The 21,394-nt window shown below is 50.3% G+C and carries 20 protein-coding genes; all 20 read left to right on the forward strand.

Annotated elements, in window-relative coordinates; all coding sequences use genetic code 11:
• The first annotated feature begins 208 nt into the window (after positions 1–208).
• The 20 genes from BR41_RS17260 (at position 209) to BR41_RS17355 (ending at position 21,321) form a co-directional block, all read left to right on the forward strand.
• On the forward strand, positions 209–2,707 hold the full coding sequence (locus tag BR41_RS17260; RefSeq protein ID WP_245615969.1) for an SLBB domain-containing protein: 2,499 nt from the start codon (positions 209–211) through the stop codon (positions 2,705–2,707).
• A 59-nt stretch (positions 2,708–2,766) separates the two neighbouring features.
• Entirely contained in the window at positions 2,767–3,960 is a 1,194-nt protein-coding gene (locus BR41_RS17265; protein WP_051711251.1) for a GumC family protein, read from the forward strand.
• Positions 3,957–5,015 (forward strand): dTDP-glucose 4,6-dehydratase, encoded by a 1,059-nt coding sequence (gene rfbB / locus BR41_RS17270; RefSeq protein WP_035059510.1) that lies wholly within the window; start codon positions 3,957–3,959, stop codon positions 5,013–5,015. The genes BR41_RS17265 and rfbB overlap by 4 nt, the downstream gene beginning before the upstream one ends.
• Position 5,016: 1 nt before the next feature.
• On the forward strand, positions 5,017–5,913 hold the full coding sequence (rfbD, locus tag BR41_RS17275) for a dTDP-4-dehydrorhamnose reductase (protein WP_035059512.1): 897 nt from the start codon (positions 5,017–5,019) through the stop codon (positions 5,911–5,913).
• 14 nt (positions 5,914–5,927) lie between these two features.
• Positions 5,928–6,812 (forward strand): glucose-1-phosphate thymidylyltransferase RfbA, encoded by an 885-nt coding sequence (gene rfbA / locus BR41_RS17280; protein ID WP_035059513.1) that lies wholly within the window; start codon positions 5,928–5,930, stop codon positions 6,810–6,812.
• Positions 6,812–7,363 (forward strand): dTDP-4-dehydrorhamnose 3,5-epimerase, encoded by a 552-nt coding sequence (gene rfbC / locus BR41_RS17285; protein ID WP_035059515.1) that lies wholly within the window; start codon positions 6,812–6,814, stop codon positions 7,361–7,363. The genes rfbA and rfbC overlap by 1 nt, the downstream gene beginning before the upstream one ends.
• Positions 7,360–8,493: a non-hydrolyzing UDP-N-acetylglucosamine 2-epimerase gene (gene wecB, locus BR41_RS17290; RefSeq protein ID WP_035059517.1), complete on the forward strand. Its 1,134-nt coding sequence runs from the start codon at positions 7,360–7,362 to the stop codon at positions 8,491–8,493. Before rfbC ends, wecB begins: the two co-directional genes overlap by 4 nt.
• Positions 8,486–9,724 (forward strand): UDP-N-acetyl-D-mannosamine dehydrogenase, encoded by a 1,239-nt coding sequence (wecC, locus tag BR41_RS17295; protein ID WP_035059519.1) that lies wholly within the window; start codon positions 8,486–8,488, stop codon positions 9,722–9,724. Before wecB ends, wecC begins: the two co-directional genes overlap by 8 nt.
• A gap of 56 nt (positions 9,725–9,780) precedes the next feature.
• Complete coding sequence (locus BR41_RS23140; protein WP_051711253.1) at positions 9,781–10,905, forward strand: glycosyltransferase family protein; 1,125 nt, start codon at positions 9,781–9,783, stop codon at positions 10,903–10,905.
• 62 nt (positions 10,906–10,967) lie between these two features.
• The gene (locus BR41_RS17305; protein WP_156970772.1) at positions 10,968–12,194 is read left to right on the forward strand and encodes an MATE family efflux transporter; all 1,227 of its coding nucleotides are present in this window, start codon (positions 10,968–10,970) and stop codon (positions 12,192–12,194) included.
• Between the two features lie 40 nt (positions 12,195–12,234).
• The gene (locus BR41_RS17310; protein ID WP_035059523.1) at positions 12,235–13,404 is read left to right on the forward strand and encodes a DegT/DnrJ/EryC1/StrS family aminotransferase; all 1,170 of its coding nucleotides are present in this window, start codon (positions 12,235–12,237) and stop codon (positions 13,402–13,404) included.
• An 11-nt stretch (positions 13,405–13,415) separates the two neighbouring features.
• Positions 13,416–13,916, forward strand: coding sequence for an acyltransferase (locus tag BR41_RS17315; protein ID WP_035059525.1), 501 nt, complete (start codon positions 13,416–13,418; stop codon positions 13,914–13,916).
• 14 nt (positions 13,917–13,930) lie between these two features.
• Positions 13,931–14,884 (forward strand): Gfo/Idh/MocA family oxidoreductase, encoded by a 954-nt coding sequence (locus BR41_RS17320; RefSeq protein WP_035059527.1) that lies wholly within the window; start codon positions 13,931–13,933, stop codon positions 14,882–14,884.
• Entirely contained in the window at positions 14,881–15,855 is a 975-nt protein-coding gene (locus tag BR41_RS17325) for a dTDP-glucose 4,6-dehydratase (RefSeq protein WP_035059529.1), read from the forward strand. The genes BR41_RS17320 and BR41_RS17325 overlap by 4 nt, the downstream gene beginning before the upstream one ends.
• On the forward strand, positions 15,855–16,949 hold the full coding sequence (locus BR41_RS17330; RefSeq protein ID WP_035059531.1) for a DegT/DnrJ/EryC1/StrS family aminotransferase: 1,095 nt from the start codon (positions 15,855–15,857) through the stop codon (positions 16,947–16,949). Before BR41_RS17325 ends, BR41_RS17330 begins: the two co-directional genes overlap by 1 nt.
• 5 nt (positions 16,950–16,954) lie before the next feature.
• Positions 16,955–17,575 carry an acyltransferase gene (locus BR41_RS17335; RefSeq protein ID WP_211251794.1) on the forward strand — a complete coding sequence of 207 codons (621 nt, stop codon included), beginning with the start codon at positions 16,955–16,957 and terminating at the stop codon, positions 17,573–17,575.
• Positions 17,572–18,183, forward strand: coding sequence for an imidazole glycerol phosphate synthase subunit HisH (hisH, locus tag BR41_RS17340; protein WP_035059533.1), 612 nt, complete (start codon positions 17,572–17,574; stop codon positions 18,181–18,183). The genes BR41_RS17335 and hisH overlap by 4 nt, the downstream gene beginning before the upstream one ends.
• Before the next feature lie 3 nt (positions 18,184–18,186).
• Positions 18,187–18,954, forward strand: a complete 768-nt coding sequence (locus BR41_RS17345; RefSeq protein ID WP_035059535.1) for an AglZ/HisF2 family acetamidino modification protein — start codon at positions 18,187–18,189, stop codon at positions 18,952–18,954.
• Between the two features lie 6 nt (positions 18,955–18,960).
• Positions 18,961–20,094, forward strand: coding sequence for an N-acetyl sugar amidotransferase (locus BR41_RS17350; RefSeq protein ID WP_035059537.1), 1,134 nt, complete (start codon positions 18,961–18,963; stop codon positions 20,092–20,094).
• Between the two features lie 6 nt (positions 20,095–20,100).
• Positions 20,101–21,321, forward strand: coding sequence for an O-antigen ligase family protein (locus BR41_RS17355; protein ID WP_156970773.1), 1,221 nt, complete (start codon positions 20,101–20,103; stop codon positions 21,319–21,321).
• Positions 21,322–21,394: the final 73 nt, after the last annotated feature.

The raw sequence follows: 21,394 nt of genomic DNA on the forward strand, positions 1-21,394 counted from the left end.
TTAGGGTTTGCGCATGGTGTTTCGCGATGTGTTTCGGTGGTCAGGCCGAGTGTGACAGAGATGTGAAGCTTATCTCGCGAACCGGCCATCCCATTGGAGGGAGGATGAAATCGTGCTAACGTCTGCCGCTGGCCGAGCCCAGTGGCTCGCATACTTATCGAAGACAATATTGTTTCCTACCTATTCCATGATTGCTCGCTTGTTCCGTGTGTTTGCGTGTGTGGCGATTGTCACCGCGACCTCTGCTTATGCAGAAAGTGCTTGTACGTCCGGCTCGGGCGATTGCTCGGCGGCTGCCGGCGGCAGCTCCACCGGTTCTTCGGTCAACAGCGCGTACTCAGCTAATCGCGACTGGACCAGTGGCACCGTTTTGAACGCAGGCCAACCGCAGGGCGCCCAATCTTCCAATCAGTACGCCTACTTGAACCAAGGGGCGTTGCCTGCGTTGCCGGAGCCGACATGCGAGCAATATCTGGCACCGCAGCCCTATCTGCCAGCCGCGCAATTACTGAATAACGGGCAAAATAATGGTCAAGCTGCTCAGTCCGCCACGCAGCAGCTTTCCACGGGGCAATCGACCGGCCGTCAGTCCTCGTCGATAAGCCCGGTTCCAGCGACAGCCCAGCAAACCTACCTACAGTCCAATGCTCGTCCGCTGCCGCCGATTACCGATTTCCAGCGCTATCTGTGCAAAACCACTAACGAATATCTGCCGGTCTACGGCGCAAAAGTGTTCGCGCAACAGCGTCTGCTGGCTCCATTGCCAGCCGGCAGCGTTTCACTTGATTACGTCTTAGGTGTTGGCGATACCTTTGCCCTGCGCATTTGGGGTCAGCTCGATGCCGATTTGCTGCTGATGGTCGATCGTTCGGGCAATGTATTCATTCCCAAGGTTGGTAACGTCCAAGTGGTTGGCGTGCCGTTCGGCGAACTCAAGGTGCGGCTGAATCAGGCGATCTCCAAGGTATTCCGCAATTTTGAACTCGCGGTCACGATGGGCGAACTCAAGGCCGTATCCGTCTTCGTCGTCGGCCAGGTGCAACAGCCCGGCAGCTACACGCTGCCAGCGTTGTCCACGGTGATGACGGCTCTTACAGCAGCCGGTGGACCATCGCTGCAGGGCAGCATGCGCCATATCGAGATCAAGCGTGCAGGCAAGACTGTGCGCGACGTCGATCTCTATGACTTGCTGCTGCGCGGTGACAAGAGCCAGGATTTGCTGCTGCAAGCTGGTGACGTGGTTCACGTGGGCACCGTTGGCCCGCAAGTGGCCATCCATGGCGGTGTCAATGTGCCTTCAGTCTACGAGTTGCGCGGCAAGGAATCCTTGCGAGAGCTGCTGGATTGGGCGGGTGGCTTGAGCTTGAGTGGTCTGGACGGCAAGGCCTCGATCGAGCGCATTGCAGACCAGAAAACGCGCAAGGTCGATGCAATCGAACTGAAAAAGGCGGATAGCTTCGCATTGCACGGTGGCGACGTCGTGCAAGTGTACAAACTGGCCGATCAAGTCGAAAACATGGTGCTGCTGAAGGGTAACGTCTCCCAGCCGTTACGTATGCCGTGGTGGGAAGGCATGCACATCAGCGACCTGATCACCTCGCGTCAACAGCTGGTTGACCCGCAGTTCTGGCAAAGCCGTCAACGGCCATTCCGGCAGAATTCGGCAATGTCGCTAGCCCAAACCTCGGCTCAAAACGGTCGCGAGAAGATTGGTGCGCGCAATACAGAAACAGTGCGTCAGGAATTGCGCACCGAACAGATCGAGATCAACTGGGATTACGCGACCATCGAGCGCACAGACGCTGATTTCCGCACGCATCTGGTGTCCTTCGATCTTGCCAAGGCGCTGGCCAAGGATGCGAGGCAGGATCTGGTATTGCAGCCGGGCGACGTGATCCATATCTTCTCGAAGAGCGACATCCAGGTTCCTGGTGCCAAACAAACCCGTTTTGTGCGCCTGGAAGGCGAAGTGCGTACCCCAGGTATCTACGAAGTCCAACGTGGCGAGACCCTATGTCAGTTGATTGCCCGCATCGGTGGTTTAACTGAGGACGCCTACCTCTATGGCGCGGAGTTCAACCGTGAGTCGGTCAAGGAGTCGCAACGCGATGCGATGGACAAGTTGGCAGACGAACTTGAGCAAGGTGCGCAGCAATTCGCTAGCGCTCAAGCGCAGAATGCCGTCAGCGAAAAAGATGTGCAGGCGGCTCAATTAACGGCTGGCCAGCAAAGCAGTTGGGCCAACAAATTGCGCAATGCCGAAGTCAGCGGCCGGATCGTCTTGGGCCTCGGTCCGGACGCGCGAGAATTGAACGCACTGCCGGACGTCAGTCTGGAAGATGGCGATCGTTTCTTTGTCCCCGGCAAGTCCGCCACGATCAACGTGGTCGGCTCCGTGTTTAACAAGAACGCGAGCTATCTGTATCGAAATGGCGCAAAGGTTGATGATTACGTAGCACTGGCTGGTGGCCCGACCCGTACCGCTGACAAGGGTAGTGTTTATGTAATTCGTGCGGATGGTTCGGTGATCTCCGAGCAGCAATACACCTTCCGTAGCGTTGGTGGAGCTCGAGTTTTGCCGGGCGATACGATTATCGTGCCGGAAAAACTTGATCGAACAACGTTCGTGAAGAACTTGATGGACTGGACGCAGATTCTTGCTAACTTCGGTACCGGTGCCGCAGCCATCAAGGTGTTAGGCCAGTAAGTCTCTCCGATTGACCCAACGGGGCGCTAAAGCGCCCCGCAACACAGCAGCTCGTATTGATGGAAAACCAAGTCATCCCTAGCCCTGCAGAGCAGGAAGTCAGTCTGCTTGATTTGCTGATTGTATTAGTCAAGTACCGCAAATTGCTGATTGGCTTGCCGGCGATCGCTGGTGTTGCTGCGTTGGTGTACAGCCTGCTTGCTACCCCGGTATTTGAGGCGAAAACCTCGATCCTGCCACCACAGCAACAGCAATCGAGTGCTGCGGCCATGCTGTCGCAACTTGGTGGCCTTGCTGGTGCGGCCGGTGGTGCGCTGGGCGTCAAGAGTCCGAATGATCTGTATATCGCGATGATGCAAAGTCGCAATTTGGAGACGCAGCTAGTCGAGCGTTTCAAATTGCGAGAGGCGTACGAATCCAAATCTTTAGAGGGGACGCTCAAGCAGCTTGAGGGCAATAGCAAAATTGCCAGCAGTAAGGATGGCTTGATTACTATCTCAGTTGAAGATACATCGGCGAAGCGCGCGGCAGAGCTGGCGAATGCTTACGTTGATGGACTCCGTCAGTTGACCAAGGAGCTTGCAATCGGCGAAGCGGCGCTACGCCGCCAATTCTTCGAAGGGCAATTGCAAAAAGCAAAAAAAGAACTTGCTGATGCAGAAGTGGCGCTCAAGCAGGTACAAGAAAAAACCGGCTTGCTGCAACTTGAAGCACAGGGCAGGGCAACCATCGAGGCGCTCGCCTCATTGCGTGCCCAAATGGCTGCCAAACAGGTACAGCTTGGTGCCATGCGCCATGCCATGACCAATGATAACCCTGAGTATCAGCGTACTCGTGCCGAATTGGGCGGCTTGCAGCAGCAGTTGGCTGAATTGACCAAGGGGGGCAGTGACGATGATGTCGTGTTGTCTCGATCCCAAGTGCCTGAAGCTGGGCTGGCGTACATCCGTAAGATGCGTGATGTTAAATATTATGAAACCCTATTCGAGCTGGTTTCGAAACAATATGAACTTGCCAAGCTTGATGAGGCACGTGATGGCGCCAACATTCAGGTGCTAGATCCAGCTGTTGAGCCGGAATATAAAGTTAAACCAAGGCGTTCGTTGCTGATTGTCCTCGCGTTGGTGGGCGGTTTCTTCCTTGCGCTACTCGTTTCGTTTGTTCGAGAGGCGTTGCTGCAAATGTGCCGCAACTCAGAGCAACAGGCCCGATTGGAGAAACTGCGCAGCATCTGGAAAGGCCGACTGGCATGATTTTGGTGACCGGTGGTGCCGGGTTTATCGGTGGCAACTTTGTGTTGGATTGGCTGGCGCAATCGAATGAACCTGTCATCAATCTAGACAAGCTGACCTATGCCGGCAATCTCGATACTCTTAAATCGCTCGATGGTGACGCACGTCACATATTCGTGTGTGGAGATATCTGCGATCGAGCATTGCTCATCAAGCTTCTTGCAGAGTACACGCCGCGTGCGGTGATTAACTTTGCCGCGGAATCACACGTTGACCGCTCTATCCATGGTCCGGGTGACTTTATTCAGACCAATGTCTTGGGGACATTCAACTTGCTGGAGGCGGCGCGAGCTTATTGGGTCAAGTTGCCGGCAAATGAGAAGGCTGCATTCCGATTTCTGCATGTTTCTACCGACGAGGTGTATGGCACACTCGAAGAGCAAGATCCGCCGTTTGCAGAGACCAAGGCTTACGAGCCGAACAGCCCATATTCAGCATCGAAAGCTGCTTCCGATCATTTGGTGCGCGCGTGGTATCAAACCTATGGTTTACCGGTGTTGACTACCAACTGCAGCAACAACTACGGTCCATACCACTTTCCGGAAAAGCTGATTCCGTTGGTTATCCTGAAAGCGCTGGATGGCAAACCACTACCGATTTATGGCGATGGACAGCAGGTTCGCGACTGGCTCTATGTGAATGATCATTGCCGCGCGATAAGGTGCGTGCTTGAAGCCGGAAAACTAGGCGAAACATATAATATTGGCGGCCACAACGAAATCGCCAATCTCGATGTGGTTAAGAAGATCTGTGAGTTGCTGGATGCATTGCGGCCGCGCAAAGACGGCGAACCATATTCCAAACAAATTTCCTTTGTGCAAGACCGCCCTGGTCACGACCGACGCTACGCTATCGATGCGCGAAAACTGGAGCAAGAATTGGGCTGGACACCAGCCGAAACATTTGAAACCGGAATTCAAAAAACCGTGGCATGGTACTTGAGCAACCAGGAGTGGGTGCAGAATGTGACCAGTGGCGCCTATCGTGAGTGGATGAACAAGCAATACGGGGCATGATGTGCCGACGATTCTGATTATTGGCAAGAATGGTCAAGTTGGTTTTGAGTTACAGCGCAGCTTGGTCGTGCTTGGCAACGTAATAGCGGTTGATCGTAGTGAATGCGACCTCGTTGATCCGGCTACGATCCAGGCACTGGTTGCACGTGTGCAGCCGGATATCATTGTCAACTCGGCTGCATACACTGCCGTGGACAAGGCGGAGAGTGAACAACTTCTTGCCCATGCTGTTAACGCGATCGCTCCGGGGGTGCTCGGTGAGTGCGCTGAGCAAATTGGCGCGTTGCTAGTGCATTATTCGACTGACTATGTGTTTGACGGGGGCAAGGATGGGCGATATACCGAAGACGACGCGACCAACCCGCAATCTGTCTACGGTAAGACCAAGCGGGATGGCGAGCTGGGTGTCGCCAAGGCAACTCCTAAGCACTTAATCTTTCGTACCAGTTGGGTATTTGGCGCACACGGAGGAAATTTCCTTAAAACCGTGTTGCGGCTCGCTGCCGAGCTAGAGAGGTTGGAAATCGTTGCGGATCAGTGGGGTGCGCCAACTCCTGCAAGTTTGATCGCCGATGCAACCGCGCAGATACTTGGTCAATATTTACGTACAACGGACAGGAACAATTTTCCCTACGGAACATACCATTTGGTTGCTGCTGAGGAAACGACTTGGCATGGATACGCGCAAGTGGTGTTAAACCAAGCGATGGAGGCCGGCAGAGCGCTGAAGGCAGGACCGGCACAGCTTGTGCCAATTTCGGCTGCGGCCTATCCACGCCCTGCTCCGCGTCCTGCCAATTCTCGATTAGCGACTACTAAATTGGAACACACATTTGGGCTTGTGTTGCCGAATTGGCGTATCGGTGTCGCTCATGTATTGGCGCAGCTTACCCAATAAAGGAAGCAATTCTCATGGCAAACAGAAAAGGAATCATCCTCGCGGGAGGGGCTGGAACCCGGCTCTATCCGGCGACGTTTGCTGTATCAAAGCAGCTTTTGCCAATCTACGACAAACCTATGATCTATTACCCGCTCAGCACTCTAATGCTGGCCGGGATTCGCGATATCCTTATCATCTCTACCCCACAAGACACGCCGCGCTTCGAACAATTGCTTGGCGATGGCGGCCAATGGGGAATCCATTTGCAATATATGGTGCAGCCTAGCCCTGATGGTTTGGCGCAAGCTTTTATCCTCGGGGGGGACTTTGTTGCCAATGATGATGTCGCTTTGATATTGGGGGACAATATCTTCCACGGCCACGATTTGGCGAGTTTGCTTGCAAAGGCAACTGCTAAAACTGCTGGCGCCACTGTATTTGCGTATCGTGTCAATGATCCAGAACGCTATGGGGTTGTGGAGTTCGATGCTAATGGACAAGCGCTTAGCTTGGAAGAAAAGCCGACATCTCCCAAATCTAATTATGCGGTAACTGGCTTGTATTTTTACGATAAACGGGTAATAGAAATCGCTAAGTCGATTCAGCCCTCGGCACGTGGCGAACTGGAAATCACCGATGTAAATGCACGATATCTCGCAGACTGCCAACTGGATGTGCAAGTCATGGGGCGTGGTTATGCTTGGCTTGATACAGGTACACATGAATCGATGCTTGAGGCCAGTCAGTTCATCCAGACCATCGAGGCTCGTCAAGGGCTGAAGGTATGCTGCCCGGAAGAAATCGCTTTTCGCGCTGGATATATTGATGCCGAACAACTTGAATTACTCGCAAGGCCGCTGAAGAAAACAAGGTATGGCCAGTATTTGCTTGGCATCATGAATGAGCGATTGTTTTGATGAAAGTCATTTCATCGGCAATCCCAGCCGTCAAGATTATAGAACCGCAAGTGTACTGCGACGACAGGGGTCTTTTCTTCGAGAGCTTTAATCAAAGGAATTTTGAACAAGCAATTGGCCAGACGGTGCAATTTGTTCAAGATAATCATTCTCGCTCAGCTAGACATGTATTGCGGGGTTTGCATTACCAGATCCGGTATCCGCAAGGAAAGCTCGTCCGTGTGGTGGCGGGTGAAGTCTTCGATGTTGCTGTGGACATGCGTAAATCCTCACGAACCTTCGGACAATGGGTGGGCGAGACGCTTTCGGCAGAAAACAAACGACAGCTATGGATCCCAGAGGGGTTTGCCCATGGTTTCCTAGTGATCTCAGAATACGCTGAGGTTCTGTACAAAACTACCGATTATTGGTATCCGGAATTCGAGCGCTGTATTTCTTGGTGCGATCCCGCTATATCCATCGATTGGATGTTGGAGGGCTCACCAATAGTTTCCGAAAAAGATCGACAAGGCTTATCCCTAAAATCGATAAATGTGGACGTATTTGCATGAAGAAAGTTCTCGTGGTCTTTGGTACTCGACCTGAGGCCATTAAAATGGCCCCAGTAGTTGAATCGATGCAAGCCGATGCTCGTTTTGAGGTGAAGGTTTGTGTAACGGCACAGCATCGTCAAATGCTTGATCAGGTGCTTGGACTATTTGATATCCAGCCGGATTTTGATTTGGATTTAATGCAGCCAAAACAGGATTTAACCGATATTACCAGCCGTGTGCTGCTTGGTCTACGGAGTGTTTTTGAAGCGTGGCGGCCTGACATCGTCTTGGTTCATGGTGATACCACAACTACAATGGCAGCAAGTTTGGCCGCATTCTATCAACGTATCGCGGTTGGGCATGTCGAGGCTGGTCTGCGAACCGGTGATATATATTCCCCATGGCCTGAGGAAATGAATCGAAAGATTGCAGGCACCATTGGCACTATTCATTTTGCTCCAACGGAAGCTTCGAAGAATAATTTGCTGAGGGAAGGCATTGTACCCAACAAGGTACATGTTTCCGGTAACACGGTCATTGACGCACTGCTGGAGGTCGATACACGCATTCGACAGAATGCTGCGCTAAATGCTGAGTTGGCTGGTCGTTTTCCATTTCTGGATAAGCAGAAGAGACTGATTCTGGTCACAGGCCACCGGCGGGAGAATTTTGGTGTTGGTTTCGATAACATTTGCACTGCTTTGGCCGAGTTGGCCATGCGGCCGGATGTGCAAATCGTTTACCCGGTTCACCTCAATCCCAATGTGCAAGAGCCAGTCCGCCGTTTCTTGGCCGAATTGCCGAATGTGCATTTGATTGAGCCTCAAGACTATCTCCCCTTTGTTTACTTGATGGGTCGCAGTTACCTGATCCTGACCGATAGCGGCGGCGTACAGGAAGAAGCTCCATCGCTTGGTAAGCCTGTGCTGGTCATGCGAAATACCACCGAGCGCCCAGAGGCAGTGGCTGCCGGTACCGTCAAATTGGTAGGGACAAATCGAGTTCAGATCGTACAAGAAGCTGTGAGATTGCTTGATGATGCGGATACCTATCTTGCTATGTCTCGCGCGCACAACCCTTATGGTGATGGCCTGGCGGCTAAAAGAATCACTGAAATTCTTGCAACTTGGAGTGTAGTAAATGGTTAAGTATCAAACCGTTGCCGTGATCGGCCTAGGCTATATCGGGCTTCCTACTGCTACTGTGCTGGCCAGCCGGGGCGTTAAGGTTATAGGCGTTGATGTGAACAGGCACGCGGTCGATACCATCAACCGTGGCGAGATTCACATAGTCGAGCCTGATCTCGACGGTTTGGTGCGCCATGTGGTTCAAGCTGGCAATCTGCTCGCGACAACCACGCCACTAGCCGCAAATGTATTCATCATCGCGGTTCCAACCCCCTTTAAGGATGGTCATCAACCGGATCTTTCTTATATCGAAGCTGCCGCCCGCGCGATTGCTCCGGTATTGGAGAAGAATAATTTGGTGATTCTGGAGTCGACGTCACCCGTTGGCGCTACTGAGCAGCTGGCTAACTGGTTAGCCGAGGTGCGTCCTGATTTGAGCTTCCCGCATCAAGTCGGCGAAGCTGCCGATATTCAATTGGCCTATTGCCCTGAACGTGTCTTGCCTGGACACGTCTTGCGCGAACTGGTGGAAAACGATCGTATCATCGGCGGTGCAACAAAGCGTGCCGCTGAAATGGCTGCCGAGTTATATGGCCTCTTTGTGCAAGGAGAGTGCCTATTGACGGATTGCCGTACCGCTGAAATGGCCAAGCTAACTGAAAATTCGTTCCGCGATGTCAACATAGCTTTTGCAAATGAGCTTTCAATGATTTGCGACAAGCTTGATATCAATGTTTGGGAGCTGATTAAACTGGCTAACCGCCACCCGCGCGTTAACATTCTGCAACCGGGACCTGGCGTTGGCGGACACTGCATTGCAGTGGATCCATGGTTTATTGTTGATTCCGCCCCTGAGCGAGCTCGCATTATCCGCACTGCACGCGAAGTGAACGATAGCAAGCCACACTTCGTGGTTGACAAGGTTGTGGAGTCGGCTTCTAAGTACAGGGAGCCGGTCATTGCGTGCCTCGGACTCGCCTTCAAAGCGAATATTGATGATTTGCGGGAAAGCCCTGCAGTTGAGATTGTGAGGATCTTGGCCGCTAAGGGGGTGGGACGTATATTGGCTGTTGAGCCCCATGTGTCAGAGCTGCCGAAGCAATTGAGCGGATCGATTGAACTGGTATCGATTGATGAGGCGATTGCCAACGCAAACGTGATTGTAATTCTGGTTGATCATGTGCAGTTCAAAAAAATTGAGTTCTGTCAGGAAGCTTCAATTATCGATACCAGAGGAATGTTGAGCAAATAAAAGAGCCGCGGCCATTTTGCTTGATTCTTTCATGTTGGGTTTTGGATTAAAAAACAATGCTGATGGATGTAATAAATAGGGCTCCGGTTGATCCCGTTGCCAGGCTGATTCAAAAACAGAAAGAATTGGGCGATCGCAAGATTTTACACTTTGGCAGTCTGGCCGGTTGGCCTCATACCGTTGCGAGAGTTAGCCGGGATATGGGCATAGCGGCAGAAAATGTTGTGCATGTATACAAGGATGTTCTAGACCTTGACAGGAAGCTGCCATACGATGCCTCTGTTTTTTCGCATCAGGACGCATTTGCGACGCAAGTAAAGAAAACATTGCGTTTTCTTAAAGAGTGCCCCCAAAAGTATTGCCTTGCACATTACCACAGCACAACGTTGCTGCATCGTGAATATCATTTTTTGTTTGAAGGCCCATATCTAAAGAGCCAAGGTGTACCAATGGTGTTATCCCTCGGAGGTGGGGATGCACGTTTGGATGGCCATGCACTTAGCTTGAATAAATATTATTACAAGCAGCCCAATTTCTGGCATGACCTGCGAATCAAGCTGCGTTGGCTATCCTGGAGTAGGAATATCGCTGTTTGTGCAACCGATCCAGAATTGGCCGTAGTTGCTGAGGATTACTTCGAGAAGGTTGAGATTTTCCGGCAGCCCGTAGAGCTGGCCCGGTTCATGTTTTCACCGCCGGCCGCAGAAAAGAAAGTGCCTCTTTTGCTACATGTGCCAACCAATCCGGAAATAAAGGGCACCAAGCACATCGTAGAAGCAGTTGAGCGCCTAAAAAAGAAAGGCCTGGAATTCGAATTTCAAATGGTTAGGCAACTTACGCAAGAGCAGTTTTTTGACTTGCTGAATACGTGTGATGTTTACGTTGATGAATTGCGCTGTGGCGGGCACGGCATGACAGCAGTAGAGGCGATGGCGATGGGGAAGCCGACCATCTCGTATATTCGCGAAGATTTGCTTTCCCGCTACCCGGCGGATTTACCAATTGTTAACGCGAACCCAGATACGATTGAAGTGGTTCTGGAGCGCCTGATCTTGAATGCTCAGTTACGTGCCGATATCGGCTTTGCCAGCCGGAAGTACGTAGAAAAGTACCATGATGCACATATCGTAATGCGTGATATGTCCGTGCTCTACCTGCATTTGCTAGAGAAGGCCGGTTGAGGGTGCGCGGTTTGTTGCAAAATATTTTGGGTCGGTTACGTACGGATTCAATGAGGTCACTGTTGTCCCTCGTTGCCGGAAACAGTGGAGCTAATCTGGTTTATTTGCTATGCCTGTTGTTTATGGGGGCGTTGCTGGACAAGGAGAACTTCGGCCACTTTCGTGTGGCGTATGCATACATCATGATGGCGGGCAGTATTGCATTGCTAGGGCTCAATGTGTCATTGACCAAGTATTTGCCGACATTTACGCCTTCGCAGAAGAAATCGGCGTTATTGTTCTCGGCTGGAGCGACAATGATTGCTGCGCTACTAGCTGGCGCTATTGTTTTCAAAATGATGCCTGTCTCAGTGTCATCTTACAGCGAGTTGAGTAAGGCGCTTTATATTGTCTCCTATCCTCTAGCCATCTGCGGTGCGGTGTTGTGCAATATGATGCTCGGTGTTCTGCAGGCTGAAAGTCGGCTTTCAGCCTATTCACGCTTTCAATTCCAATGGCGCGCATTTCTGTTTTTGTTTGCTGCGTTAGGCGGTTTGGTTGGTGGCGCCAAATACTCACTAATATTTATGGCGATGTCCTATGTGCTTGTCTTTTTTAGCCTGCGTAGTGTATTCAAACCGACGTTGGAATATGTTGCTCGCTCGATCAGAGCGGACACGGCTGCGCTACCTGTGTTGCTGAAAGGGGCGGTATGGCCTTTGGCGTCGATCTGCGTGTCTACGATTTACGGCAGCGCTGAATTCCTGTACGTGACGCCTGCAGATGTCCATAGCGGAGTTGCGGGTTCGTACTCCTTGGCATCACTGATTTACCAAGGGGGGGCGGCCTTTTTCTTTCCTTTTCAGACTTATGCCGTTTCAATGATCGTCTCGCGAAAGATTGGAAGCCGTGGAGTCTGGAAGCTGCAGGCGGGCTGTCTGGCTTTGGTGACTGGGGTCTCTGCGGCGAGCGTTGCGATAGCTGCCCTTCTGCATCACTTCTATCCTGTAAAATTCGACGCATATTTTGTCGAATTTTCGATATTGGTGGCACTCAAGCTGGCGCTTTGGGGGGGCTACGCGGTTACGGGGGCCGTGTTGTATTACATTGGCAAAGAATTTGAGTCCTTTATGTTGACGGTTATCACGCTCGCGGTACTTTTGATGACGCCGCAACTGCTTAGTTTGTCTGTGAACGTATTGGTCATGGTGAAGCTGCAGTTGCTGACCGGGTTGGTGGTTTTATTCGGATGCTCGTATCTGTTTTACAAAGGTTTTCCTGGTTACATCAAAAATGCCGTTGGCAATTGATGGCTGGATTTGATTTTTTTTCATTAGCGTTGAGGTTGTTATGGTCCCATTTATCGATTTGAACAGTCAATTCAAGCGTATTCAGTCTGATGTAGAAGAACGGGTGCTCGCCGTTCTTCGCAGCGGCCAATATATTCTGGGTCCTGAAGTTGCGGCGTTAGAACAGCAATTGGCAGAGTTTACCGGGGTCAAACACGCCATTTCCTGCGCGTCAGGCACGGATGCGTTGATGATTGCCTTGATGGCTGAAGGAATCGGTCCTGGTGATGCGGTATTCACAACCCCCTTCACTTTCTTTGCAACTGCAGAAGTGATTGCGTTGCTTGGCGCAACTCCGATTTTTGTCGATATTGATCCAGAAACGTTCAATATCGATCCAGCCGCGCTGGATAAGGCAATCACTGCGCTCAAAACAGGTGATACAAGTTGCACCGCGTTACCAAAGTGGTCTGCAGAGAAATTGGCTGTCCTGAAGCCGCGAGGGATTATCGCAGTCGATCTATTTGGGTTGCCGGCAGACTATGGACAGATCAATGCAGTGGCGGAGCGCCATGGCCTCTTTGTCCTTGAAGATGCAGCACAGGGTTATGGCGGCAAGCTGAATGGACTTCGAGCTGGAGCGCTGGCCAAAGTTGCTTGCACCTCATTTTTCCCAGCCAAGCCACTGGGTTGTTACGGCGACGGTGGTGCGCTCTTTACCGATGACGACACGCTCGCAGATTTGTTCCGCTCCATCCGCGTCCACGGGCAAGGCAGTGATCGTTATGAGAATGTCCGGTTAGGGATTACGGGGCGGCTCGATGCCATACAGGCCGCCGTGTTGATTCCAAAACTGGCTATTTTCCAAGACGAGTTGGACGCGAGGCAGCGCGTTGCCGCCACTTATAACAGATTGTTGGCTGCGCTGGATGTCGAATTGATTACACCGACGGTGCCCAACGGCTATTACAGCGCATGGGCCCAATACTCGGTGCTTGCGTCCAATGCAGCCGCTAGACAGGCATTGATGGACAAGCTCAAGGCGGCTGGCATTCCGACCATGATCTACTATCCGAAGCCATTGCACCTGCAGAAGGCATTCGAAAATCTCGGGCATCAACCTGGAGATTTCCCGTTAAGTGAATCGGTCGCTGAACGAATCTTCAGCCTGCCAATGCACCCCTATCTGGATGATGCGACGATCGCTCAAATCGTCTCCGCCTTCAAGTGAGTAAATTCGGTATGAATGCAGATTCTTTTGTCCATGCGAGTGCCAATGTTTCGGCGGATGCCAAGATCGGCGAAGGGAGCAAAATTTGGATCAATGTGCAAGTACGCGAACAAGCCGTTATCGGCCGTAATTGCATTGTTTCCAAAGATGTTTATATCGACCATGGCGTGCAGATTGGCAATAATTGCAAGATTCAAAACAGTGTGTCGGTCTATAGCGGCGTAACGATTGAAGACGATGTCTTTGTCGGCCCCAATGCGGCCTTTACAAACGATAAGGTGCCGCGAGCATTCAATGCCGAGTGGAAAATAACGCCGACACTTGTCAAGGCTGGAGCAAGTATCGGTGCTAATGCCACGATTGTTTGCGGTATAGTCGTAGGCGAATATGCGATGGTTGCGGCTGGCGCAGTAGTGACCAAAGATGTGCCTGCATATGCGATGGTTATGGGTAATCCCGCTCGTGTCGTGGCGACCGTCGACCGGGAAGGCAATGTGGTTTCAAGGAAATAATTAAGGTGGCGATTATGCAGAAGAATCCGGTGAGAATTGGTCTGATTGGGCTTGGAAAAATGGGCCAGAACCACCTGCGGGTGCTTGCCATGCTCAAAAGTGTGGAGTTGGTCTTTATCCACGATGCAAACCTTGAGTCGGCCCGGCGGTTGGGTGAAACATACAGCGTTCCGGTAGCTGAAAACCTGGATCAGGTGCTGGATCAAGTGGATGCCGTGGTTATTGCCACACCTACTGTTACGCATGCGGAATATGTGCGGAAGGTCGCTACTAACGTCAAAAACATATTTGTAGAAAAGCCGTTGGCCGATACCTTGCAAGAGGCGGAGGCATTGCATGCTTTTGTACAACAACACGCGCTGAATGTTCAAGTTGGATTTATCGAGCGATTCAATCCTGCCATTCAACAATTGAAGAAAGTGTTGGATAAGTCAAAGCAGATAATTAGTGTCGATTTTACGCGCACCAATAAATTGTCTGCGCGTATTACCGATGTAGATGTGGTCACTGACCTGATGATCCATGACATTGATCTGGCGCTATATATCAATGGTCCCGTCTGCACGGTGTCTGCCCACGGTGTAAAAGAAGGGCAAATGATCGATTTTGCTTCTGCGTTGCTTACGCACACAAATGGCCGGTTTTCCCGTATTCAAGCGAGCCGCATTACCGAAAAGAAAGTTCGCTCGGTTCAAGCCACTTGTATGGATATGTACGTTGATTGCGAGCTGATGCGTAAAGAGATTGTAATTAATCGGCAGTCGGAAATCCGGCAGCAATCGGGGGAGCCCTATACCATCAGTGCTTTGGAGGAGACCGTGGAGGTGCGGCCGCAGGAAGCTTTGCTGATTGAGCTACAGACGTTTGTGGCCCGTTGCCAAGGCGAAGCTGTCAGCCTACCCGATGCATTGGCTGGCCTAGAAGCAATGCAAATTTGCGATCAGATTCAGAAGGCGGTGCTGCAATGACACAACGCTCGTCTCTCGTCGGTCAAGGAATTCTTGTGACTGGTGGCGCAGGTTTTATCGGTAGTCACTTGGTTGATAAATTACTCGCAATGGGCGCGCGTGAAGTCGTTGTCATCGACAATTTATTTGTCGGCAGTGAAGACAATCTCGTTGAGGCGTACAAGAGCGGCCACGTTACTTTCTATCGCGATGATGCAGAGTTTCAGACCAGTCTGAGTTATATCTTTGCAAATCACCAAATTGATACGGTATTCAACTGCGCAACCAAGGCGCTGAATTATTCCTTCTTAAATCCAGCGAATGCATTCTCAACCAATGTAACAGTGACGCTGAATTTACTGGAATTTCAACGCCTCGGTGCATTCAAGACCCTTTGCCATTTTTCCACTTCAGAAGTATATGGTAGCGCTGTTTATGAACCTATGGATGAAGCGCATCCAAAGAATCCAACTACAACTTATGCTGCAGGCAAGGCTGCGGCGGATCATGCGGTGGAAAGTTATGTTCGCATGTTCGGTGTAGATGCTTTTATCGTCCGGCCATTCAATAACTATGGCCCAAGGCAAAATTACAAGGGTATGCTGGCTGGCATTATCCCGATTACTGCATGGCGTATTTTGAAAGGCATTACACCGGAATTGCATGGTGATGGTCTTCAGAGCCGCGACTTTATTTACGTGTATGACACGGTGGATGCGGTTACAAAGTTGTATAGCGTGCTTCCTGCTGGTGAGTCTGTCAATATTTCAACGGACAACCAGATTTCCATGCGTGATTTGCTGGGCAGGATTTGTCGTGAAATGACTTATGCCGGCGAAATTGTAAATAAACCGGGCCGGAAGTCTGATGTGCTTTGCCATAATGCGAGCAATGAAAAGGTGCATCGCTTGATTGATTACTCACTCACTCCATTTGAAGTGGGTTTGAGGGAAACGCTGGACTGGTATCGCCAACAAATTGGAGTCCAATAATGAGTGCAATTCGCCTGATAAAACCTTACATCAGCTTTGAAGATGTCGAAGCTGAGTTTCGTGATGTCTTTGAAAGTGGCATGTTCACGCGAGGGCAGCACGTTGAGGCACTACGCCAGGAGCTTGCGGCCTACACCGGTGCTAAGCACGCGTTTTTAGTGACGTCGGCGACCACAGCTTTGTGGGTTTGCATGAAGTTGCTGGGTGTTGGGCCTGGCGATGAAGTCATCGTTTCCGATTTTTCTTTTCCGGCTACAGCCAACGTGGTTGAGGATTTGGGCGCTAGACCGGTCTTTGCCGATGTTTCGTTGGATACGTTCAATATGCTGCCTGAAGACTTGGAGAAGAAAATTTCTCCTCGAACTAAGGCCGTGATTTTTGTCGATGCGCTTGGTAATCCGACTGGTCTGACAGAGATTAAATCAATTTGCCAGCGGCACGGCATTCCTTTGGTGGAAGACGCTGCATGTGCAATTGGGAGCGGCGAACATCAACGACGTTGTGGTGCGATCGCAGATCTGACTTGTTTCAGCTTTCACCCGAGAAAGTTACTGACGACCGGGGAAGGAGGGGCAATCACCACCGATCGTGATGAGTGGGCCTACTGGCTCGAAGCCAAGCTCGCCCATGGCGCTCGCGGAATGAAGGGGCCGGGTCTGGATTTTGTTGATTATGGGTATAACTTCCGCCTTTCTGAACTGCAGGCGGTGATGGGGCGCAAACAGCTGGCTAGGCTCGAGCAAATTGTTGATGAGCGGAACGAGATTCGCGTCGCGTATGAGGCCTTGCTCAGGCCCCTCGGCTTCAAGATTCAGAAGTTGGGTGCATCGGTTCGTCATAACGTGCAATCCATGGTGTTCCACGTACCAGAAGGCTGCAATAGAGATGCGCTGGTGGCTGCATTGAAGCTTTGCGACATCGAAACGACGATCGGAACCTATGCGATGAGCGCAACCACTTTTTATGCCGAACGTTATCGCGACATTCAACCGAATTCACAACAACTAAACGATTGCACGATTACCCTTCCGTGTTACCACGGTGTAGATGTGGCGCGTGTCGCTCATGAAATCACTCGGATAACGAAGGCTTGATTGCAATGTCTGTGAAAGACAATGTGCTTCAATTGCTCAAACGCATTTGGGCTTCCGATGCATTTGCTCTTAGCGATAACCAACGCAGCAAGGCATTGCGTGAAGAGTTGTTAAAGCGCGCACTCACACTGGTTATGACTGACGACGAGCGGGCAATGTTCTATGGTCTGCCTGCCGGCTGCCGAATGCGCGAAAATGCCAAGATCATCGCATCAGACAAGTTGTCCTGTGGTGAGTTTGTTTGGATTGGCGAGGGAGTGATCTTGGATGCATCCGGCGGGCTAACTGTGGGGGAGCATACCACGGTGGGTTCTGGTAGCTATATCTGGAGCCATAGCAGTGCCATGGCGAATGTAATGATGGATAATGCATCCGGAAACCCATACATAATTCGTAAGGAAACAAAAATCGGAAATGGCGTCTTTATTGGCGGGCCATCCGTGATTTATCCGGGCGTGACTGTTGGCAATCGTTGCATCATCTTGCCGATGTCAGTGGTCACCAAGGATGTTCCTATGAATAGCATGGTTGGTGGATCTCCAGCACGAGTTATCCGTGACATTGATGAAGTCTATCTCGCGGATTTCATGCAGCAGAATGGCATCGGGGGGGGGCATGAAAAATGATCTACGTGGTGGATTACGGCGTCGGCAATATTGGTTCTGTTCTGAATATGATCAAAAAAGTCGGCGGGCAAGCAAAGGCATCCGGCGACATCTCCGAATTATCGGGAGCTGAGAAAATATTGCTGCCGGGGGTGGGAAGTTTTGACAATGCCATCGGAAAGCTTCAGAACCTTGGCCTCACCCAGTTCCTCAAAGACAAAGCGGCTAGTGGCACACCATTTCTCGGCATTTGTTTGGGGATGCAATTGCTGTCCGACGCTAGTGAGGAAGGTAACTTGCCGGGATTGGGGTTGATTCCAGGCAAGGTAAAGAGATTTACGTTCTCTAATGAAAATGCCAGCCTGAAGATTCCGCATATGGGCTGGAACCGCGTGCGTGCGTGCCAGCAGCATCCACTGATTGAGGGAATAGATGCGTCATACCGCTACTATTTCGTTCATTCTTACCATTTCGAATGTGCCGATCAAACGAATGCGTTGCTTGAATCGTCCTACGGCTATTCTTTCACTTCTGGCGTATATAGGGGCAATGTCATGGGGGTGCAGTTTCATCCCGAGAAGAGCCTCCGTTTTGGCATGCGGCTGATTGAAAATTTTGTGAGAATGTAACCTATGTTGGCGACAAGGCTAATACCCTGTCTTTTGATGGATGATGGTGCCCTCGTTAAAACCGTTCAGTTCAAAAAGAAGACCTATGTGGGAGATCCTGTTAACGCCGTTCGAATATTCAACCAGAAAGAAGTTGATGAGCTGATTCTGATTGATATTTCTGCGACGACGCAAGGGCGCGGAATCGATTTTCCAACCATTCAGAACATCGTTGGCGAATGTTTTATGCCTATATGTTACGGTGGTGGCGTCACTACCGTTGATGAGATGAGGAAATTGTTTGCACTAGGCATTGAGAAAATCTCGATCAGCAGCGCGGCAATTGATAATCCGGCATTGGTTCGCCGTGCTGCTGCGGAGTTTGGCAACCAGGCAGTTGTCATTACGCTGGATGTGAAGAAGAATTTTTTCGGAAAATATACTGTGCGTACTCACGGTGGATCACGTGATACAAAAGTCGACCCGGTCACGATGGCCCGGGAAATGGAAGCTGCAGGGGCCGGAGAAATTCTGCTGTATTCAATTGACAGGGATGGCACTTGGTCGGGGTTTGATTTGACGCTATTGCAAACCGTGTGTGATGCAGTAAGTATTCCTGTAATTGCATGTGGTGGTGCGGGTTCATTGGAGGATGTCAGGGCGGCGAATCAAGACGGACATGCCTCTGCAGTTGCTATTGGAAGTATGGCGGTGTTTCAAGGCAAGGATTTGGGTGTGCTCATCAAATTTCCGAGCCGGGAACAACAAGAAAGCATATTTGAGCAGGGGTAATTAGTAATGGAAAAGCAGATTTGCTCGCGTTGTATTTACGATGAGAGTGTGCCGAATATTTCGTTTGACGAGGCGGGGGTTTGTAGCTATTGCCGTCAAATTGAGCAGCTGGAAGCTGAATATCCGACTGGGGCCGAGGGTGAGGCACGCCTGTTGAAAATGGTTGATGAAATCAAGGCTGCGGGCAAAGGCAAGAGATATGACGCAATCATCGGCGTCAGCGGCGGGTGTGATTCATCTTATTTGTTGCATAAAATGCATGGCTACGGATTGCGCCTGTTGGCTGTGCATTTTGATAACACCTGGAATTCGACGGTAGCGACTGAAAATATTCATAATGTGCTTGATAAACTGGGTATTGATCTCTTTACAATCGTTGTAGATAACAAAGAATACGACGATATCTATCGTTCATTCTTTCGTGCTGGTGTAAAGGACTTGGAAACGCCAACGGATATTGCCCTTGCGACAACGCTATACAAGGCTGCGGAGAAGTTTGGCGTTAAATATATGATCGAAGGGCATAGTTTTCGCACTGAGGGTGTTGCGCCTTTGGGGTGGATTTATATGGATGGGAAATACATAGATTCAGTGCATAAGCAATTCGGGAAAATTCCGCTCAAGACATTTCCTAATTTATGGTTGACAGATTTTTTACGCTGGATGATCTTGGGGCGTATCAAAAAGGTTCGTCCATTGTATTACATGGATTACGACAAAGAAGCAGCAAAGAAAATGCTGGTGGAGCAATACGGTTGGCAGTGGTACGGTGGGCACCATTTGGAAAACAGATTCACGGCATTTTATCATAGTCATTTTCTGCCGGTGCGCTGGAATATCGATTTTCGTATTGCGGGCTATTCGGCTTACTGTCGTAATGGCTGGATGACACGAGAGGATGCATTGAGTTTAATGCAGGAGCCGCCGCATATTGAATCTGATTTGGTTGAGTATGTCAAAAAACGTCTTGGTTATTCCGATGCTGATTTTGAAACAGTCATGAATGTACCCAAAAAGACATATAAGGATTACAAAACATACAAGAAGACGTTCGAGCGACTTCGTCCATTCTTTTGGTTGATGTATAAGCTTGAATTGGTGCCTAAGAGCTTTTATATGAAATATACCGTTCCCCAGTGATTCTCCGTGGCACTTATGGTTCCGATTAACAAGATTCTTTGTTTTGGCATCGGTTTGGCACTTGCCTTTCCGTTGTTTTTTACTGCTAACCTTTCAGTATTCCAAGGTGGGGCCGATTCATATGAGTTCTCTGTCCCGCTTTCGTTTTTCCTGGTTGCTGCTTTGTTTGGCATGGGGGTCGGAAAATTTTGTAAGACGCTACTCTCTTTAACCCCATTGCTATTCACTTTTTGGGTGTTTGGAGTGGCGGTGCTTGCTGTCATCGTTGCTGGAGCAAGGGACGTCTCGCTGCTGGCACTGTATTTGGTGCCGGCTATGGCGGGATTTTTCTTGCCATGGTGCATAGAGCTGAATAGCCAGGATCAGCTGAACGAGATTTTACGTGGCTTTGCGGTTTCCATTGCCATCGCTGCAGGCCTGCATTTATTGTCCTCGTTTGTTTCCTTTGGTGTCTTGGGCGCATTTGCCGTTCGTGGTGAAGATTCGATATTCGGCCTGTTTTCAATTTATCAGAAATTTATTTATTACTCGACTCTGTTGGCGGTTGGTGCATTTCTTCTCATTTCGCTTTTCGAGGGATATGTGAAATGGGTCGCTTGGGTTATAACTGTAGTTGATATTCTCTTGTGCGGAGCAAGAGAGGCTGCCATTCTGCTGTTGTTTCTGATGATCGGACGCGGTTTTTTTCGGCGAAAGGGGCTCTTCCCAAAGTTATACTATGCGCTTTTCTTTGCGGTGCTGTTACCTGCGCTGTTGTTTCTTTTGCTGTACATGATTGGCGATAATGTCTCCGATTTTGTATTCTTGGCGAAGATATCAGACGTTGTCTCTGCATCAAGTACGTCAGAGTTGACTGGCGGTCGCTCGGACGTCATTCGAAACGTAATGGGGGCATTTGATATTGGGCCGTTTTTTTTGTTCGTCGGTAGCGGATTTGCGACGGATTCTGGTGAGTTGGGTACGCCACACAATCAATACATCGAATGGTTTCTAAGGGGGGGGCTGGTATTTCTAATTGGAAATATTTCTATATTATTCCTTGCGGTCAGGAAAGCTTTTTCTTCTGGTGAGTACGCAATAAATATTGCCGGATGGGTGATTTTGGGGGCTTTGCTGATTAGCAATAATATTAATACACCTTTTAGGGCGCCATACTCATCTGTCTTTGTGTGGGTTCTTGTTGGTTGCGTGTGCAAACTACGGATGTCTAAGCCACGTGTATTCTAAGAACTTGCTGGTGCTGATTTTAGTATGCTGAATTTCGCAGTTGCCCGAGTGTCGGCGGTGATGTAGATCGTGC

Source organism: Andreprevotia chitinilytica DSM 18519 (genome assembly GCF_000711875.1).
Taxonomy (GTDB): Bacteria; Pseudomonadota; Gammaproteobacteria; order Burkholderiales; family Chitinibacteraceae; genus Andreprevotia; species Andreprevotia chitinilytica.

What these genes read in the sequence shown, in the direction of transcription:
- rfbC (WP_035059515.1), top strand. Translation starts at nt 6,812, where the DNA reads ATGAAAGTCATTTCATCGGCAATCCCAGCCGTCAAGATTATAGAACCG.
- hisH (WP_035059533.1), top strand. Translation starts at nt 17,572, where the DNA reads ATGATCTACGTGGTGGATTACGGCGTCGGCAATATTGGTTCTGTTCTG.
- rfbA (WP_035059513.1), top strand. Translation starts at nt 5,928, where the DNA reads ATGGCAAACAGAAAAGGAATCATCCTCGCGGGAGGGGCTGGAACCCGG.
- BR41_RS17350 (WP_035059537.1), top strand. Translation starts at nt 18,961, where the DNA reads ATGGAAAAGCAGATTTGCTCGCGTTGTATTTACGATGAGAGTGTGCCG.
- BR41_RS17315 (WP_035059525.1), top strand. Translation starts at nt 13,416, where the DNA reads ATGAATGCAGATTCTTTTGTCCATGCGAGTGCCAATGTTTCGGCGGAT.
- wecB (WP_035059517.1), top strand. Translation starts at nt 7,360, where the DNA reads ATGAAGAAAGTTCTCGTGGTCTTTGGTACTCGACCTGAGGCCATTAAA.
- BR41_RS17345 (WP_035059535.1), top strand. Translation starts at nt 18,187, where the DNA reads ATGTTGGCGACAAGGCTAATACCCTGTCTTTTGATGGATGATGGTGCC.
- rfbB (WP_035059510.1), top strand. Translation starts at nt 3,957, where the DNA reads ATGATTTTGGTGACCGGTGGTGCCGGGTTTATCGGTGGCAACTTTGTG.
- BR41_RS17265 (WP_051711251.1), top strand. Translation starts at nt 2,767, where the DNA reads ATGGAAAACCAAGTCATCCCTAGCCCTGCAGAGCAGGAAGTCAGTCTG.
- BR41_RS17330 (WP_035059531.1), top strand. Translation starts at nt 15,855, where the DNA reads ATGAGTGCAATTCGCCTGATAAAACCTTACATCAGCTTTGAAGATGTC.
- BR41_RS17310 (WP_035059523.1), top strand. Translation starts at nt 12,235, where the DNA reads ATGGTCCCATTTATCGATTTGAACAGTCAATTCAAGCGTATTCAGTCT.
- BR41_RS17335 (WP_211251794.1), top strand. Translation starts at nt 16,955, where the DNA reads ATGTCTGTGAAAGACAATGTGCTTCAATTGCTCAAACGCATTTGGGCT.
- BR41_RS17325 (WP_035059529.1), top strand. Translation starts at nt 14,881, where the DNA reads ATGACACAACGCTCGTCTCTCGTCGGTCAAGGAATTCTTGTGACTGGT.
- wecC (WP_035059519.1), top strand. Translation starts at nt 8,486, where the DNA reads ATGGTTAAGTATCAAACCGTTGCCGTGATCGGCCTAGGCTATATCGGG.
- BR41_RS23140 (WP_051711253.1), top strand. Translation starts at nt 9,781, where the DNA reads ATGCTGATGGATGTAATAAATAGGGCTCCGGTTGATCCCGTTGCCAGG.
- BR41_RS17320 (WP_035059527.1), top strand. Translation starts at nt 13,931, where the DNA reads ATGCAGAAGAATCCGGTGAGAATTGGTCTGATTGGGCTTGGAAAAATG.